The 17,586-nt window shown below is 61.4% G+C and carries 15 protein-coding genes; 10 read left to right on the forward strand and 5 right to left on the reverse strand.

The annotated features are described in order from the left end of the window. Positions 1-75 precede the first annotated feature (75 nt). The 4 genes from B0H98_RS13990 (at position 76) to B0H98_RS14005 (ending at position 5,148) form a co-directional block, all read left to right on the forward strand. A complete protein-coding gene (locus tag B0H98_RS13990; protein WP_106375684.1) occupies positions 76-906 on the forward strand; it encodes an ABC transporter ATP-binding protein in 831 nt (276 codons plus the stop codon). After that, a complete protein-coding gene (locus B0H98_RS13995) occupies positions 907-1,764 on the forward strand; it encodes an ABC transporter ATP-binding protein (protein WP_106375685.1) in 858 nt (285 codons plus the stop codon). 99 nt (positions 1,765-1,863) lie between these two features. Further along, positions 1,864-3,378, forward strand: a complete 1,515-nt coding sequence (locus B0H98_RS14000) for an ABC transporter substrate-binding protein (protein WP_106375686.1) — start codon at positions 1,864-1,866, stop codon at positions 3,376-3,378. A gap of 12 nt (positions 3,379-3,390) precedes the next feature. Continuing rightward, positions 3,391-5,148, forward strand: coding sequence for an ABC transporter permease subunit (locus B0H98_RS14005; protein WP_106375687.1), 1,758 nt, complete (start codon positions 3,391-3,393; stop codon positions 5,146-5,148). A gap of 50 nt (positions 5,149-5,198) precedes the next feature. On the opposite strand, the gene bfr is transcribed toward B0H98_RS14005, so the two are convergent. From bfr to lptF, 5 genes are all read right to left on the reverse strand, one after another. Next, positions 5,199-5,684 (reverse strand): bacterioferritin, encoded by a 486-nt coding sequence (bfr, locus tag B0H98_RS14010; RefSeq protein ID WP_087109927.1) that lies wholly within the window; start codon positions 5,682-5,684, stop codon positions 5,199-5,201. Between the two features lie 180 nt (positions 5,685-5,864). Then, positions 5,865-6,071, reverse strand: a complete 207-nt coding sequence (locus B0H98_RS14015; RefSeq protein WP_106375688.1) for a bacterioferritin-associated ferredoxin — start codon at positions 6,069-6,071, stop codon at positions 5,865-5,867. Between the two features lie 147 nt (positions 6,072-6,218). After that, the gene (locus tag B0H98_RS14020; RefSeq protein ID WP_106375689.1) at positions 6,219-6,674 is read right to left on the reverse strand and encodes an RDD family protein; all 456 of its coding nucleotides are present in this window, start codon (positions 6,672-6,674) and stop codon (positions 6,219-6,221) included. Further along, entirely contained in the window at positions 6,667-7,737 is a 1,071-nt protein-coding gene (lptG, locus tag B0H98_RS14025; protein WP_106375690.1) for an LPS export ABC transporter permease LptG, read from the reverse strand. Before lptG ends, B0H98_RS14020 begins: the two co-directional genes overlap by 8 nt. Next, on the reverse strand, positions 7,737-8,810 hold the full coding sequence (gene lptF / locus B0H98_RS14030; protein WP_106375691.1) for an LPS export ABC transporter permease LptF: 1,074 nt from the start codon (positions 8,808-8,810) through the stop codon (positions 7,737-7,739). Before lptF ends, lptG begins: the two co-directional genes overlap by 1 nt. Before the next feature lie 122 nt (positions 8,811-8,932). Between lptF and B0H98_RS14035 the strand changes: the two genes are divergently transcribed. The 6 genes from B0H98_RS14035 to B0H98_RS14060 all read left to right on the forward strand — a co-directional run bounded on the left by B0H98_RS14035 (position 8,933) and on the right by B0H98_RS14060 (position 17,473). Continuing rightward, positions 8,933-10,450, forward strand: coding sequence for a leucyl aminopeptidase (locus B0H98_RS14035; protein ID WP_106375692.1), 1,518 nt, complete (start codon positions 8,933-8,935; stop codon positions 10,448-10,450). A 154-nt stretch (positions 10,451-10,604) separates the two neighbouring features. Beyond that, entirely contained in the window at positions 10,605-11,702 is a 1,098-nt protein-coding gene (locus B0H98_RS14040; protein ID WP_106375693.1) for a branched-chain amino acid aminotransferase, read from the forward strand. A 57-nt stretch (positions 11,703-11,759) separates the two neighbouring features. Then, positions 11,760-12,191, forward strand: coding sequence for a DNA polymerase III subunit chi (locus tag B0H98_RS14045; RefSeq protein WP_106375694.1), 432 nt, complete (start codon positions 11,760-11,762; stop codon positions 12,189-12,191). 17 nt (positions 12,192-12,208) lie between these two features. Then, complete coding sequence (locus B0H98_RS14050) at positions 12,209-13,249, forward strand: PDDEXK nuclease domain-containing protein (protein ID WP_106375695.1); 1,041 nt, start codon at positions 12,209-12,211, stop codon at positions 13,247-13,249. Between the two features lie 86 nt (positions 13,250-13,335). Further along, positions 13,336-14,526 carry an MFS transporter gene (locus tag B0H98_RS14055; RefSeq protein WP_106375696.1) on the forward strand — a complete coding sequence of 397 codons (1,191 nt, stop codon included), beginning with the start codon at positions 13,336-13,338 and terminating at the stop codon, positions 14,524-14,526. A 100-nt stretch (positions 14,527-14,626) separates the two neighbouring features. Beyond that, positions 14,627-17,473: a valine--tRNA ligase gene (locus tag B0H98_RS14060; protein WP_106375697.1), complete on the forward strand. Its 2,847-nt coding sequence runs from the start codon at positions 14,627-14,629 to the stop codon at positions 17,471-17,473. Positions 17,474-17,586: the final 113 nt, after the last annotated feature.

A 17,586-nucleotide genomic window follows, 5' to 3' on the forward strand; every position in this document is an offset into this window, starting at 1 on the left:
TATTGCTGAGCATGTTAAAAACGTTATATCATAACGATTATTAATGTTTCAGTAATTCAGCTTGAGATGTTGTCCATGTGCAGCGACCCCGTGTTATCCGTGCGTGATCTGCGCATTCAAATTGGCCGGCAGGCAGTGGTCGATGGCCTCTCGTTTGACGTGATGCCCGGCGAGCGTGTCTGCCTGCTGGGGGCTTCCGGGTCGGGTAAATCCTTTACCGCCAATGCGGTACTCGGGCTATTGCCGCCGGCGGCCAAGGTGCAGGGCAGTATCCGCCTTCACGGCCGGGAAGCTATCGCTACCCCCGCCGCGCGACGTTTGAACGAGTCGCGGGTTGCCATGGTATTTCAGGATTCGCTGTCGGCGCTGAACCCATTGGCGTCCATCGGCTCCCAGTTACGCGAGCCGTTTATTCGCCATCACGGCCTGTCGCGCAAGGCGGCTACTCAAGCGGCGGTGGCGCTACTTGAAGCCATGGACCTTCCCGACCCCCAGCGTCTTGTCAAACGTACGCCTGCAGAGCTTTCCGGCGGCCAGCGCCAGCGCGTATGCATTGCGCTGGCCATGGCCTGCAAAACGTCGCTGATGGTTGCCGATGAGCCCACCACGGCGCTGGACGTGGTAACCCAGGCCCAAGTGCTGCGCGCCCTGCGCGAGCACACGGATACTGCCCAGACGGCCCTTCTGTTCATCACTCACGATCTTCACGCGGCCGCGCAGCTTTGCCAACGGGCGGTGATCATCGAGCGTGGCATGATGATTGAAAGCGGCCCGCTCGATGCCTTGATCAACGCGCCCAGGCACCGTTTTACCCGCGAACTGGTCGCCGCCGCGCACAGCGTACAGCCTTCACTGACAAGCCACGCTGAACGTTACACACCCCATGCCCTGTTGAAGAGCGCCTAGATGCCAAGCCTACTCACGCTTAAACGCAGCGATGCGTTTCTCTCGGCGCGCGGCCTCAACAAAAGCGTCACGCTACCCCGTGAAGTGTTCTGGCGGGCGGGCGAACGCAAGCCGGTCATGCGCAATATCGATCTAACGCTTTACCCCGGCGAGCGCGTGGGGCTGGTGGGCCTTTCGGGCTCGGGCAAGACCACCTTATTGCGCTCTCTACTGGCCATCGAAGCGCCGGATAGCGGCTCGATTACCTGCCAGGATAAAACCGTGTGCCCGGCCTCCACGGCGAAGCTGCGCTGGTATCGCCAGGCGGTTCAGTACATTCCTCAGGACCCGGCCTCCTCTCTCGACCCACGCATGAGCGTACGCGCGCTGGTGGCCGAGCCGTTGATTCGACTGCGCGTTGAGTGCAACCCTGACGAGCGCGCCGTGGAAGCCCTGGAACAGGTAGGCCTGGGTACAGCGTTTCTAAAGCGCAAACCCCACGAACTCTCCGGCGGGCAGGCCCAGCGGGTGGCGATCGCCCGGGCAATCGCCACCCGCCCGCGCTTCTTGCTGGCCGATGAACCGCTGAGCGGCCTGGATTTACCAGTGCGCACTCAGGTAATCAACGTGCTGCGAACGCTTTGCGAAGACCGCGGCACCGGGATTTTGATGGTTTCCCACGACTTATCCGTTGTCACCAGGCTGTGTCAGCGCACGCTGGTAATGGATGACGGCCGAATTGTCGAAGACCGGCCTACCGCCGAACTGTGGCGCGCGCCGGGGCATTACATCACGCGGGATCTGATCAGTGCCGTCTCCCAACTGCCCACCTGCGTCTATCCAAGCTGTAATGCCGCCGAGGTAGACGCGCTGCTGTAATGCATATCGCCAATGCCACCCACTTCAGAGCCCCGGCGGCAGCTTTTTGCGCCGGGTAACGACTTGCCTTTTAGCCACGTATCATCAGGAAGCCTTATCATGTCACGCCGTTCGCTTAGCCTTTCCCTGCCCGTTGCTCTTGCCGCGCCGCTGCTGCTTGCCGGCTGTTTTGAACAGCAGCGCGATACCGTTACCTCCGAGGGTGGTGAGCGCATCAGCGTGGCCATGCTTCAGCCGCCGCGCTCAGGATTGACACCGCTTTCCGACGACGCTTTCAAGCTCTCGCGCTGGAGCAATGCCGAAACGCTGATTCGTCTGGATACCAACAGCGATCCCCAGCCGTTTCTGGCCACCGAGTGGGAGCAGCGTGATGCCAAGACCTGGCGTTTTGTGATTCGCGACGGCGTGGCGTTTCACGACGGTACGATGCTGACGGCCAGTGATGTGGTCAACTCACTCACGGCGGCGACCCAGGCCACCCCGAAGCCGCGCATTCTGGATGGCGTCAACATGACCATCGAGGCCGACGGCGATAACGCGGTGATCGTACGCACCGAGAAAGACGATCCGCTGATTCCCAACCGGCTTTCCAGCCCGCAGCTGGCGATTCTTGCCGCCAAGGCCTACGGTGACGACGGCCGGGTCAATCCTGTCGAAGCCGGCACCGGCCCGTTTGTATTGAAGGAAATCAACGGCACCACCAGCGCGCGCCTTGACCGCTTTGATGACTACTGGGGCGAGCCAGCGGCGGCCGCCGGCATCGATGCCGACTATGTGCCCGATGGCACGGCTCGGGCAGCCGCCCTGCGCACCGGTGCGGCAGATGTAGTAGAAGCCATTCCGGTTTCTCAGGTAGCGCTGCTCGACCCCGAGCTTGTGCATGAGGTGCCCATGCCGCGCACCAATACGCTCTACCTGAATACCGAGAAAGGCCCGATGGCGGACCCTGGCCTTCGAGCCGCAGCGCGTGAGGCGATTGATCGCGCCGCCATTGTAAACACCGTCTACGAAGGCCGCGCCGATATTGCCGCTGGCCTGCTGGGCCCGGCACTGGCCTGGGCCAGCGACTACCGCGAACCGCTTGAAGAGCGCACCGCCCCCGGCGTGCCGGACGGCACTGAAATCACTCTTGCAACCTTTACCGACCGCGCCGAGCTGCCCGAGGTGGCTGTGCTGCTGGAGCAGCAGTTGACCCAGGCAGGTTTCAAGGTCAATCAAGAGGTTCGCGAGTACGCTCATATTGAAGCCGATGCGCTGGCGGGCGAGTTTGATGCCTTTATCCTTTCCCGCGCCACGGTGCTCGATTCCGGCGACCCGGTGGCCTACATGTTCAGCGACTTTGCCTGCGCGGGTTCGTTCAACATCGCCCAGCTGTGCGACCCGGCCGTTGACGAAGCGCTTGCCTACGCCGCCGAGCAGCCCACCGGCGAAGGACGCCGTCAGGCGATCATTGACGCCGAAGCCGCTATCCTGCGTACCGACGCGGCGATCCCCATGCTGCATGAGCGGGTCATCCAGGGCGAATCGGCCCGAGTAGCCGGCGCCGAGCGCGACCCGCGCGAGCGGATGTTGATCACGGAAAAGACGGCCATCGATGCCGAGAGCGAGTCCTGAGGGTAGGCTGCCATGATGACGACCATCGCGCAGCGCGGCTGGCACCGCCTGCGTCTTGACCCTTTGATCCCGCTGCTCTCACGCCTTTTTACGCTGGCAGGCGTCGTGGTGCTGGTCGGGCTGCTGCCATGGCTTTCAGGCCGCGACCCGGCGCTCAGCATTCTGCGGGCACGCTCGGCCGAGCAGGAGGCAACGCCCGAAGCGTTGGCCGCCATTCGCGCCCAGCTGGGCCTGGAGCTGGGCCCGCTCGATAAGCTTCAGAGCTGGCTTGCGGGGCTGCTGCATGGGGATGCGGGCAACTCCTGGATCTCCGGCGCGCCGGTGCTGCCGGGCATGCTGAAAAGCGCCCAGGTGTCGATCACGCTGATGGCGTTTGGCATGCTGGTGGCGGTGGTAGTCGCCACCTTGATCTGCGTGCCCGTGGTGCGTCAGGGCCTGAACGGCCGCGTCAGCCGCTCCTCCGGCGCGGTGGGCGCGACCCTGACCGCGCTGCCCGAATTCCTGCTCGCCGCCGTACTGCTGGTAGTGTTTGCCGCCTGGCTCAACTGGCTGCCGCCTTACGGCTGGCGCGGCTTGAGTTACGCCTTATTGCCGGCGCTTGCGCTTGGCCTGCCGGCGGGTGGCCTGCTGGGGCGCCTGTTCAGTGATGGCCTTTCGGCAACGTTCACCGAACGCTGGGTGGCAACCTGGAGCGTGGCCGGCTTTTCGCGCCGCCGCATTACTCTGGCGGCCCTGCGGCGCACGCTGCCAAGCCTGATGCCCCAGGTGGGGATGGTCATGGTGGGGTTGACCGGCGGCGCGATTGCCGTCGAGCAGGTATTTTCCATTCCAGGCCTTGGCCGGGCAACGCTGGGGGCAGCGTCCGCCCAGGACATGCCGGCGCTGCAAACCGGAATTCTGATTCTGCTGATCATCGCCATCGTGCTGGGCAGCCTTGCCAATATTGGCCGTGCGCTGCTGCTGGGCCGGGCATTTCGGTTAGGCGCCCTGCCGGTTACACATAATGAACACGGCACCCAGCGTCGGGCGTGGGTAGTGCCCATGCTGGCGGTTACGCTGCTGCTGGTATTGGTAGCCGCCGGGATTACCCGCGACCCGTTCAGCTCAGCGTTCATGCGCCTGGAAGCGCCCAGCCTTGCCCTGCCGCTGGGCGCGGACGGCACCGGAAGGGATATTCTGGCTCGAGTGGCGCATGGTGCGCTTTCCACCATGGGCATGGCCACGGTGGTGGTGTTCTTCTCACTGGTACTGGGGCTTTTGATCGGACTGGCACCGCGCCTTGCCACCGGGCCCATCGAGATCACCAAGGCCACCCCGCCCACCATCGCCGGGCTGATCGTGGCGGGGTTGATGGGACCCAGCACCAGCGGTGCCATCATTGCCGTGACGGCGGTGGCCTGGGCGCCCCTGGCAGCGCATACCGCGGCGCTGGTCGCCGAAGTGAAAGCCCAACCCCACGTGCGCATTACGCCGATTCTGGGCGTGGGCCACGTTCGCCTGATGAGCCGTTATATTCTACCGGCAGTGCTTGGCCCGGTATTTCGCCATGCCATGCTGCGCCTGCCGGGCGTGGCGCTGGCCTTGGCGGCCCTTGGCTTTCTGGGCTTGGGGCCACGCCCGCCTTCGCCGGAGTGGGGGCTGATTCTCGCCGAAGGCATGCCCTATATCGAACGCGCCCCTTGGGCTGTGCTGATCCCGGCGCTGGCGCTGATTCTGCTGTCCATTCTTGCGGTATCGCTCTCAAGTCTTGTGGGTTCCAGCAAGGCATAGAAAAACGCCCCCGATAGTATCGGGGGCGTTTTTTTTCAGCAGGCAAACCCTTATTCGTGATCGCCGGCCAGCTGCATCTGACGCAGCATGTAGTTCTGGATACCGACCTGCTCGATCAGCTTCAGCTCGGTTTCGATGTGATCGATATGATCTTCTTCATCGGCTAGCAGATCGCGCAGCAGGTCGCGGGAAACGTAGTCTTTAACGCTTTCGCAGTAAGTGATGGCTTCGATGTAGTCGTTACGGCCATCGTGCTCGATGCGCAGATCGCTTTCCAGCATCTCCTTGACGTTTTCACCGATATGCAGCTTGCCAAGGTCTTGCAGGTTGGGAATGCCTTCCAGAAACAGGATGCGCTCGATCAGCTTGTCAGCGTGCTGCATCTCTTCGATGGACTCGTCGTATTCCCATTTGGCCAGGGCTTTGAGACCCCAATCCTTGTACATCTTGGCGTGGAGGAAATACTGGTTGATGGCAATCAGTTCGTTACCCAACGCTTTGTTGAGATGCTGAATTACCTGGGGATCACCTTTCATGACGTCACCTTTTCGTTGTAATGCTGACAGTTAATTTGATCAATCAAGCAGTTACGTTAATGAAGGAGTATAGGCCATGCAAGGTCATACTCCCAGCTTTCTGAGAGTATAAAGAAGGTGGTAAAAAATTCAAATAAATCAGCTATTTGCTAACGATAACCCTAACACGAGTGATTCGCGTCACACGGCGTAAGCGAGACTCATGTCGGCTTCCATCCGCGCCTCTTGAAGCGCCTCTTTCGTCAGCGACTTGGCAAAGCAGGCGCACTTGCCGCACTGGGTAGCGCAGCCGGTGGCTTCACGTACTTCTCGCCAGCTGCGCGCTCCATCGCTCACCTGCTGACGTATCTGATGATCGGTTACTCCCTTGCACACGCAAACGTACATGGCGACACCTCATGAATCACATGAGGTGAATGTAAATGATTCGCATACATTTTATCAAGTAAAAAAAGGTGCCAAATCGCAGCGATTACTGTTCACTGATTAACAAGCCAAATTATTACAGCGAGTTAGCTTTTACTTCCAGAAGTGCTAATGCATTGATCTAGGGTTGGAAAGCACGACAGTACGCGTGTTTGAGGCAATATCCGGCCAGCTGCGGCGCTGGCTATCGAAGACCACCCACGCGTAACCCAGGCCCAATGCCGCCAGGGAGAGCCAGGCCACGGTGCAGCGTATCAGGCATTGGCCAACGGCAGGCTGCCTGCCATCGGCCGTTTGCACACGCAGCCGCCATGCCTGCATACCCAGCGTCATACCGGCGCGGCGCCAGAAAAAACAGAAAAACAGGGTGGTAGCGGCAAGCAGTAGCGCGCGCAGGCTCCAGATACAAAAGCCACAAGCGCCCGCCGACTGGTCGGGTTGGTTGACGACCAGCCGCAAGAGCGCCAGATGCAGTGCGGTAAGCGCGAGCCAGAGCGCCAGCACCAGCGCGCCGTCGTAGGCAAGTGCCCCTAGCCTACGCGCAAGCCCGGCTGATTCAGCCATTGCGGCGCAGGAACATGATGCCGACGCCGGCACACACCAGGGTGGGCACCAGCACCGCCCAGATCGGCGAGAAGCCAAAGATGGTGGACGCCGGGGCCAGCAGGTCCTGGATATACTTGAAGGAGAGCCCCGTCACGACGCCGTAGAACACCCGCGTGCCTGCCGCCACGGTACGCAGCGGGCCAAACACGAAGGAGGCGGCAATGAGTACCAGAGAGCCCATGGTGAGTGGCATCAGCATCTTCTGCCAGAAGTAGAGAAGCGGCCTGTCTGCTTGAAGCCCCTGAGCCTGGAGGTAGTTGGCATAGGCCCACAGCTCACTGGGCGCCTGGCTTTCGATATCGCGCAGCAGGCGCTCGAGCTGGGTAGGGGTAATATGCGTTTCCCAGAAGGCGCTTTCCTGAGTATCCGATTCGGTATAATCATCATAGATGCGCGTGGTGGTAATGTTTTCAAGCCGCCAGGCACCCTCTTCCCAGTGCGCGCGCGAGGCGTGAGTCGCTTCCACCAGGCGGCGCTCGTCAAACCGGTAGCGGGTCAGATCAAGTACCACATCGTCAGCCCGAATGGCGCCAAACCGGTAGACGCTGTCGCCTTCAAACTGCCAGCCGCTGCGGCTGGCGGGCTGGGCGTTTTCACCCTGGCGCTGCTCAAGGCGCCAGGCCTCGGCAAACTGCTCGGTACGTGGGCTGACAAACTCGGCCACCAGCAGTACGGCGACCACCACTACCAGCACCGGCTTCATCACACCCCATACGATGCGCGCAAGCGACCGTCCGGCGGCGCGCATCACGGTCAGTTCGTTGCTGGAGGCCATGCTGCCCAGGCCAATCAGCGCGCCAATCAGCACGGCCACCGGGGCGTACTGATAAAACCGCCAGGGCGTACGCATCAGCAGGTAAAACAGTACATCCAGCGCCGAATAGTTCTCCTCTACATGGCTCAGTTCGCCAATGTAGGCGATGGTGATATCCAGGCCCAGCAGAACAAACTGCACAACGATAATGGCGCCCAATACGTTGCGAGCAATATAACGATCCAGACGGTCGGCCAGTGTCAGCATTAACGCATCCCCTTACGCTGTGAGCGCCATAAAAGCAGCAGACCCAACCCGAAGAACAACAGATGAACCGGCCAGACGCCTATCACCGTTGGCAGAGTTCCGCTGCCAATGGCGTCTACCGCGGCCAGCAGCAGGCTCAAATAGGCAACGTACAGAAAGACTGCCGGCAGCAGTTTGCCAAACCGGCCCTGGCGAGGATTTACCCGTGAGAGCGGCTGGGCAAGCAGGGCCAGAATGAACACCATCAGCGGAAGCCCTGATCGCCACTGGAACTGTGCCTGGGCGCGCGGGTTCGGGTCGTCCCAAAGCTCAGGCGTCGTGGCGTACTCAAGCGAATCGAGCTCCCGAAGGCTGCGGCTCAACCCCAGGCGCATGGTGTAGCGCTCAAAGGTCAGCCGTTGGGCATCGTTACGCCCCGGCACCACGCCGTAGCGCTCGCCATCCTCCAGCACCAGAAAGCGGCTGCCCGTTTCCACTCGGGTTTCCTGATATCCCGAGCCCGCCCGGGTCACGAAACTATGCGGGCTTTCAGGCCCCGGCTGCTCATGCACCAGCACTTCCTGCATTTCCGTGCCATCGCTGCTGAAATCGCTGATGTAAGCCGTCCGGCCGCCGCCAAAGTCCTGAAACCGCCCCGGCGCCAGCACCGAGACATCCAGGCGGCTGCGCTGCTCTTCAAGGGTGGCCGCCGTTTGCAGCGCCCCGGCCGGCGTCAGCCACAGGCTGCAAAGGCCGACGAGTACCGCAACGATAGAGGCCGGCAGCAGCGTGACCCGTAAAAGGCGCAGCGGACTCATGCCGCAGGCGACCATCACGGTGATTTCACTGTTCATGTAGAGCTGCCCGTAGGCCAGCAGAATGCCCAAGAAAAACGCCAGCGGCAGTACCAGCTCCATGAAACCGGGCAGGTGAAAGAGCATCAGGCTGCCCAGAATGGTGACCGGAAAGTCGCCCTCTGCGGCATCTGAAAAATAGCGGATAAAGCGGCTGCCCATGATGACCAGCAGCAAAATGCCGGCGACCGCCGACATGGTGAGTAACACTTCACGAGTTAAGTACCGAAATAAAATCAACGCCCTCTCCGGCTAATCATGCAGGATGCCATGCAATGCGTGCATGGCTTGGGTACACTAATCAAACGCCCAGTAAGGGGCATTATCCCGAATCCCTCGATGCTTGTCTTGTTGGAGACGTCATGGAATTTTCCGTTCAGACCGCCAATCCGGCCAAAGCCGAAACGGCTTGTCTCGTCATCCCCATCTTCAAAGGTAGTCAACTACTGCCCACGGCGGCCAGCCTGGACAGCGCCAGCGAGCGCCTGATCGGCCAGCTGCTCGAGCGCGGCGATTTCGACGCCGGCCTTGGCAACGTGCAGATGATTCCCTTCGCGCCGGGCCTGTGCGCCGAGCGGCTTCTACTTGTAGGCCTCGGCGAGCGCGAAAAGTGCCAGGAAGCGGCCTTTTTAAAAGCCCTGGACGCCGCCATGGTGGCATTGACCAAACTGCCGGTCGATGAAGCAAGCATCGCGTTTAACGATGTCGCGCTTGAAAGCCGTGACAGCAGCTGGAAAGCCCGCAAGGTGCTGGAAGCCGCCGAGCGGGCGGTGTATCGCTTCGACCAGTTTAAGTCGCAGCCTGCGCCTTTAGCGAGCCTTAAAGCCGTTACCCTGATCTGCGAGCCGGAAAACGCCACGCTTGCCAAGCAGGGTGCCCGCATTGGCGCCGCCATCGGTCAAGGCATCAACTACACGCGTACCCTGGGCAACCTGCCGGGCAACGTGTGCACACCGCGCTACCTTGCCGAGCAGGCCGAGGAGCTGGGCCGAACCTCCAACGGCGCGTTAGAGGTTGAGATTCTCGACGAAGAGGCGCTGGAAGCCCTCGGCGCAGGCTCACTGCTTTCGGTCGGCCGAGGCAGTCATGAGCCTACCCGCCTGATCGTCATGAAGTACAACGGCGCGGCGGAGCGTGACGAGGCGCCCCACGTGCTGGTAGGCAAAGGCATTACCTTCGATACCGGCGGCATTTCGCTGAAGCCCGGCGAAGGCATGGATGAAATGAAGTTCGACATGTGCGGCGCAGCCAGCGTGTTTGGCACCGTGAAGACAATGCTCGCCATCAAGCCCAAGCTCAACCTGGTATTCATCGTCGCCGCCGCCGAGAACATGCCGGACGGCCTGGCTACCAAGCCCGGCGATATCGTCAAGACCCTCAAGGGCCTGACGGTTGAAGTGTTGAACACCGACGCCGAAGGCCGCCTGGTGCTGTGCGACGCGCTGACCTACGCCGAGCGCTTCAAGCCGGCAAGCGTTGTCGATATCGCCACTCTCACCGGCGCGGTGATCATCGGCCTAGGCCACCACGCCACCGGCCTGCTCTCCAATGACGACGACCTGGCGCTCGACCTGCTCGAAGCCGGCGAAGCCGCCTGGGATCGTGCCTGGCACCTGCCGCTTTGGGATGAGTACCAGGAGCAGCTGGAATCCAACTTTGCCGACCTTGCCAATATCGGCGGACGCCCGGCGGGTACGATCACCGCGGCGTGCTTCCTGTCGCGCTTTGCCGACCATTTCCCCTGGGCGCATCTGGATATCGCCGGCACCGCCTGGCACTCGGGCAAGCAGAAAGGCGCCACCGGCCGCCCGGTTGGCCTGCTTTCCCAGTACCTGCTGGACCGTGAAGCCGATGCCCAGGTAGAAAGTAGCGCCAATTAATCTCTTGATCGAGCGTTCGATGGTTGCCTTTCAGGGCGACAACCGTTAAACCTGAAAGCATTGGCTTGGGGCGTTGTTTTCAAGCCCCACGCTGCTTCTGATGACACGCTTATATTCGCCCTTCGGGGCCTGGCTCTAGCGGAGAAAACACGCCGTGCCCACTAGTTTTGAAACCCTGCCGTCCAATCAGCCGACGGCCGACAGCATTCGTGACAACATCCTGACCAACCCAGGATTTGGCAAGCACTTCACCGACCACATGGTCAATATCCGCTGGACGGTGGACGCTGACTGGCACGGCCATCAGGTTCGCCCCTACGGCCCGCTGGTGCTCGATCCCGCCGCCTCGGTGCTGCATTACGGCCAGGAGATCTTCGAGGGTATCAAGGCCTACCGCCACGCCGATGGCTCGGTATGGACCTTCCGCCCGGAGAAGAATGCCGAGCGTTTCCGCCGTAGTGCCCGCCGTCTGGCACTGCCGGAACTGACTGACGAAGACTTCATTGGCTCCATCAAGGCGCTGCTGGCCCAGGACCACACCTGGGTACCCACACCGCAAAGCGATGCCGACGAGTGCAGCCTGTACCTTCGCCCGTTCATGATCGCCACGGAAGCCTTCTTGGGGGTGCGTCCGGCGCACGAAGTGGACTACTACGTCATCGCCTCCCCGGCGGCGTCCTACTTCAAGGGTGGCGTAAGCCCGGTGTCCATCTGGCTATCGTCCCACTACAAGCGCGCCGCCGCCGGTGGCACCGGCTTTGCCAAGTGTGGCGGCAACTACGCGGCCTCGCTCGCCGCGCAGAAGGAAGCCGAGTCTCACGGCTGTGGTCAGGTGGCGTTTCTGGACGCTGCTGAAAGCAAGTGGATCGAAGAGCTGGGTGGCATGAACCTGTTCTTCGTCTTCAAGGATGGTCGCCTGGTAACTCCGCGCCTGACGGATACCATTCTGGAAGGCGTGACCCGCAACTCGGTGCTCACGCTTGCCAAGGACATGGGGCTGACCCCGGAAGAGCGTCCGATCAGCATCGACGAGTGGCGCGAGGCCGCGGCCACAGGCGAGATCACCGAAGTCTTTGCCTGCGGCACCGCCGCGGTCATCACGCCGGTAGGCGAGCTGGTCACGGAGAACGAGCGCATTCGCCTGCAGGGCGACGGCGGCTCCGAGGTAGCCATGCGCATTCGCAAGACGCTTCTGGATATCCAGTACGGGCGCAGTGAAGACAAGCACGGCTGGCTGACCCAACTGGTGTAATGCCTCCCGCCGCCGCTCACCGCGGCGGCGACGTGTTTTGAAAGAGCTGGAGCCGCCATGGCGCGCATCGATTTCTATATCCTTCCCGACACCACCCTTGAAGCGCGGCTGGCCTTTGCCTGCAAGCTGGCGGAAACCATCTGGCGCAAGGGCTATCGTTTACACCTTCACTGCGAAGACAAGGCCCTGGCCGAGCAGGCCGACAAGGCCTTGTGGAATTTCCGTGAAGACGCCTACCTGCCCCACGCCCTGGAAGGCAGCGAAATGGCCGCAAGCGTGCCGGTCATCCTGGGCTGGCAGCAGCTTCCAGTACCCCGCGAAGAAACCGCGCTCTTGAACCTGCACCCCGAGATTCCTGATGGCGTCGAGCGCTACGCACGCATCGCCGAAATCATCAACCAGCACCAGGACGTGCTGGTCGCCAAGCGCGCCTGCTGGCAGCGCTACAAAGCGCTTGGGCATGAAGTGGTGCCGCATAAGCTTGGGTAACCGACACGAGTTTCCCTATGGACGACAAACCTATTTCAATGACACCACCGCCGGAAGGGTACGCCGACTGGCTGGCTGAACTGAAGGGCCGCATTCACAACGCCCAGCAGCGGGCGACGCAGGCCGTCAACCGGGAGTTGGTGCTGCTCTACTGGCAGATTGGGCAGGATATTCTTCGCCGCCAGGCCGAGCAGGGCTGGGGCGCCAAGGTAATAGATCGATTGGCGCGTGACCTGCGTACGGCCTTTCCGGAAGGAAAAGGGTTTTCCAGAGCAAACTTGATGTATATGCGCGCGTTTGCCGAGGCCTGGCCAGACGCCGAAATTGTCCAACAGGCTGTTGGACAATTACCCTGGGGTCACAACCTGGTGCTGTTGAGCAAGCTTAAAGAGCCCACCGAGCGCTTGGCTTATGCACGCGCTGCTTTGGAGCATGGATGGTCGCGCAACGTACTGGTGATGCAGATTGAAACCCGCTTGCTGGAACGCCAAGGAGCTGCGATCACCAACTTTGAGACCCGCTTACCCAAGCCACAATCCGATTTGGCGCGCGAGTCGCTGAAGGATCCTTACCGGTTTGATTTTCTGGGACTGTCTGCCGAGTCGCAGGAGCGCGAAGTGGAAGAGGCTTTAGTACGCCATGTCACTGAGTTCTTGCTGGAGCTGGGGGCGGGCTTTGCCTTCGTCGGCCGGCAGGTCGTCTTGGATGTGGGCGGCGAGGAGTTTTTCATCGACCTGCTCTTTTATCATCTCAAGTTGCGTTGCTATGTGGTCATAGAGCTGAAGACCGGCAAGTTCAAGCCCGAACACCTGGGACAACTGGGCTTTTATCTCACGGCGGTTGACCGCCAACTCAAAGGTAAGCAGGACAATCCCAGCATTGGCCTACTGCTGTGCAAGAGCAAAAACAAGGTGGTGGCGGAGTATGCGTTAAGCGATAAATCCCAGCCAATGGGCATTGCCGAATACAAGCTGCTGGAATCACTGCCTTCCGAGTTGCAGACCGGCCTGCCTAGTATTGAACAGATCGAGCAGGAGCTGGGGACGATAAAAGAGTAGGCGAAGTACACAGCCATTGCCGCCAGGCCGCCCCCAAACGCCTGCCTAACCGTTCAAGGCGTTAATAATAACTACTTGGAAGATTCATGATGCCCGCCTCCGTGATAACCCGCTACCCCCTCGCCATGATCGTCATCGCTCAGCTGTTCGGTACCTCGCTGTGGTTCAGCGTCAACGGCGTGGGCCTGGCGCTGCAGGAGGCCGTAGGCCTTGGCGAAAGCGACCTGGGCATGCTCACCATTGCCGTTCAGGCCGGGTTTATCAGCGGTACGCTACTGATTGCTACCACAGGCCTTGCCGACCGCGTGCGGGCAAGCCATCTGTTTGCGCTTTCCGCCGTGCTTGGCGCGCTGATCAACGCCGCGTTCATTGGTGTCGCCGAAAACGTGACGTTGGCCGCCGTGGCCCGATTTGCCACCGGGCTCTGCCTGGCAGGTATCTATCCGCTGGGCATGAAGCTGGTGGTAAGCTGGACCCCCAGGCACGCCGGGGCCGCGCTTGGCTGGCTTGTCGGCATGCTGACGCTCGGCATTGCCTCGCCCCACCTGCTGCGCGGCTTGACGCTGCATTTGCCCTGGCAGTGGCCGCTGCTGCTGGCATCGCTTCTTGCCCTGCTGGCCGCGGCGCTGATTCTGCGCCTGGGCGTTGGCCCTCATCTGCCCACCAAGGCCACCGGTGGCCGCCCCTGGGCCGGACTTGCGGCGTTCAAGCAACGTGCGTTTCGTCAGGCCTCGCTTGGCTATTTCGGTCACTGCTGGGAGCTTTACGCCTTCTGGGCCTTGGTGCCCTTTCTGGTGGCTCGCGAGCTTGGCAGGCTCGATGCCGCGGCAGGCCTTCAGCCGTGGCTCAGCTTTCTGGTGATTGCGCTGGGCCTGCCTGGCTGCGTGTGGGCGGGCAAGTGGAGCCGTCAGGCAGGCAGTGCCCGAGTCGCGTTTACCGCCCTGCTGATCTCCGGCGCGCTTTGTCTGGTGTATCCGCTGCTGGGCGACGCTTCCCCCTGGCTGCTGCTGATACTGCTGGGGGTCTGGGGGGTGAGCGTGATTGCCGATTCGGCGCAGTTTTCCGCTCTGGCCTCGGCCTGCGCCCCGCCGGAGCGGCTGGGGGCGGCGCTTTCGATGATGAACGCCATCGGCTTCGGGTTGACCATTCCCTCCATCGCGCTGGTCACCACGCTGTGGGCGAGCCACTCGCTGATGGTCATCTGGTGGCTGCTGCCGGGGCCAGTGCTTGGGCTGCTTGCCATGCGCGAGCTGAATCGGCGCCCCGCAAGGGCCTGACGCTTCACGTCTTATCGCGCTATACTTGTCGCCATTTTTTTCGACCCTATTATGAATTCCATGCTTTCCTTCGGGGAGCATCGATGCGGTGAGCCACTCCATGGAAAAGACCTACCAACCCGAACAGATCGAAACCCGCTGGTACCAGCGCTGGGAAGCCGATAACCGCTTTGCCCCATCGGGTAAGGGCGCGCCTTTCTCCATCATGATTCCGCCGCCCAACGTGACCGGCAGCCTGCACATGGGCCACGCGTTCCAGGACACCATCATGGATACCCTGACGCGCTACAAGCGCATGCAGGGCAACAATACGCTGTGGCAAGTAGGCACCGACCACGCGGGCATCGCGACCCAAATGCTGGTCGAGCGCAAGGTCGCCGCCGAAGAGGGCAAGACGCGCCATGACCTGGGCCGCGAAGCATTTACCGACAAGATCTGGGAGTGGAAGGAGGAGTCCGGCGGCCATATTACCCGCCAGCTGCGCCGCATGGGCGCCAGCGTCGACTGGTCCCGCGAGCGTTTCACCATGGATGAGGGCTTCTACAAGGCGGTGCAGGAAGTCTTCGTTCGCCTGCATGAAGAGAAGCTGATCTATCGCGGCAAGCGTCTGGTCAACTGGGACCCTACCCTGCACACCGCGATTTCCGACCTGGAAGTGGAGAACAAGGAGCAGCAGGGCAGCTTCTGGCACTTCCGCTACCCGCTGGCCGACGGCGTCAAGACCGCGGAGGGCAAGGATCACATTGTGGTGGCCACCACGCGCCCGGAAACACTGCTGGGCGATACCGGCGTGGCGGTCAACCCGGAAGACGAGCGCTACGCGTCGCTGGTGGGCAAGTTCATCGAGCTTCCGCTGGTCGGCCGGCGCATCCCGATCGTGGCCGATGAACACGCCGATATGGAAAAAGGCTCGGGCTGCGTGAAGATCACCCCGGCCCACGATTTCAACGACTATGAAGTCGGCAAGCGCCAGAACCATCTGCTGATCAACGTCTTCTCCAAGGACGCCACCATTCTGGAGACGGCGGAAATCTTCAACCTCAAGGGCCAGCCCCAGCCGGAAGAAGACGCCAGCCTGCCCGCCAAGTACGCGGGGCTTGACCGTTTTGAAGCGCGGCAGCAAATTGTTGCCGACATGGATGCGCTTGGCCTGCTGGTCGAGGTCGAAGCCGTCAACAACACCCTGCCCTATGGCGACCGCTCGGGTGATGTCATCGAGCCGCTTTTGACCGATCAGTGGTTCGTGGCGGTCGAAAGCCTGGCCAAGCCGGCGATTGAAGCGGTGGAAAAAGGCGATATTCAGTTCGTGCCCAAGAACTACGAGAACATGTACTTCTCGTGGATGCGCGACCTGCAGGATTGGTGTATTTCCCGCCAGCTGTGGTGGGGCCATCGTATACCGGCGTGGTACGACGCTGACGGCAACGTGTATGTAGCGCGCACCGAAGAGGAAGCCCGCGAGAAGCACGGCCTGGGCGCGGATCTCGCGCTGACCCAGGACGAAGACGTTCTGGATACCTGGTTCAGCTCGGGTCTTTGGACCTTCGGCACCCTGGGCTGGCCGGAACAGACGCCTGACCTTGAGACCTTCCACCCCACCAGCGTGCTGGTCACCGGTTTTGACATCATCTTCTTCTGGGTCGCCCGGATGATCATGCTGACGTTGAAGTTCACCGACCAGGTGCCCTTCAAGACCGTCTACGTGCATGGTCTGGTGCGCGACGGCCAGGGCCAGAAGATGTCCAAGTCCAAGGGCAACGTGCTGGACCCCATCGACCTGATCGACGGTATCACCCTGGATGCCCTTCTCGAGAAGCGCACCGGTAACATGATGCAGCCGCAAAAGGCGAAGGCAATCGCCAAGGCGACCCGCGACGAATTCAAGGACGGCATCGAAGCCCACGGCACCGACGCACTGCGCTTTACCTTCCTTTCCCAGGCGACTACCGGGCGCGATATCAAGTTCGACATGAACCGCCTGGAAGGCTATCGCAACTTCTGCAACAAGCTGTGGAACGCCTCACGCTACGTGCTGATGAACGCCGAGGGCGAGGATTGCGGCACCGACGGCAGCGAGGTCGAGCTTTCCCTGGCTGACCGCTGGATCATTTCCGAGCTGCAGAAGACCGAGACCCAGGTCACCAAGGCGCTGGACGAGTACCGTTTCGACCATGCCTCCCAGGCGCTTTACGAGTTCGTCTGGAACGAGTACTGCGACTGGTACCTGGAGCTTTCCAAGCCGGTACTGTGGGACGAAAATGCCGCCGCAGAAGCCAAGCGCGGCACCCGCCGTACGCTGGTGCGCGTGCTGGAAACCATCCTGCGCCTGGCGCACCCGATGATGCCCTACATTTCTGAAGAGATCTGGCAGCGCGTATCGCCTCTGGCCGGCACCTTCATGGGTGAAGGCGCCTCCTTGATGCTGCAGGCCTGGCCGGAAGCCGACGAGAGCAAGATCGACGAGCAGGCCAGCCGCGATATCGAATGGCTGAAAGGCGTCATCATCGCCGTGCGCAATATTCGCGCCGAGATGAACATCGCCCCCGGCAAGCCGCTGGACGTGCTGCTGACCAAGGGCAAGCCCGAAGACGCCGAGCGGCTCGAAAGCAACCGCCACTTCCTGGCCAAGCTTGCCAAGCTGGAAAGCGCCACCTGGCTTGCCAACCCCAGCGACGCCCCGCTTTCGGCCACCCAGCTGGTGGGCGATATGGAAGTGCTGGTGCCCATGGCCGACCTGATCGACAAGGATGCCGAGCTTGTCCGTCTGAACAAGGAGATCGACAAGCAGGACAAGCTGATTGGCGGCATCGAGAAGAAACTGGGCAATGAAGGCTTTATCGCCAAGGCCCCGGATGCCGTGATCGAGAAAGAGCGCGGCAAACTGGCCGAGTTCCAGTCGGCTAAAAAGTTGCTGGAAGAGCAGAAGGCCAAGATCGAAGCGCTGTAGTCTTCGATAGATTGATCAGGCCCATGATACCGCCCGGCTCCTGTGAGCCGGGCGTTTTTATAGGTCGGCCAGGTTCGTTAACTTGAGCATGGGGCTTTAGAGCTGCCTGATGG

It is taken from the genome of Vreelandella songnenensis (genome assembly GCF_003002925.1).
GTDB classification, from domain to species: domain Bacteria; phylum Pseudomonadota; class Gammaproteobacteria; order Pseudomonadales; family Halomonadaceae; genus Vreelandella; species Vreelandella songnenensis.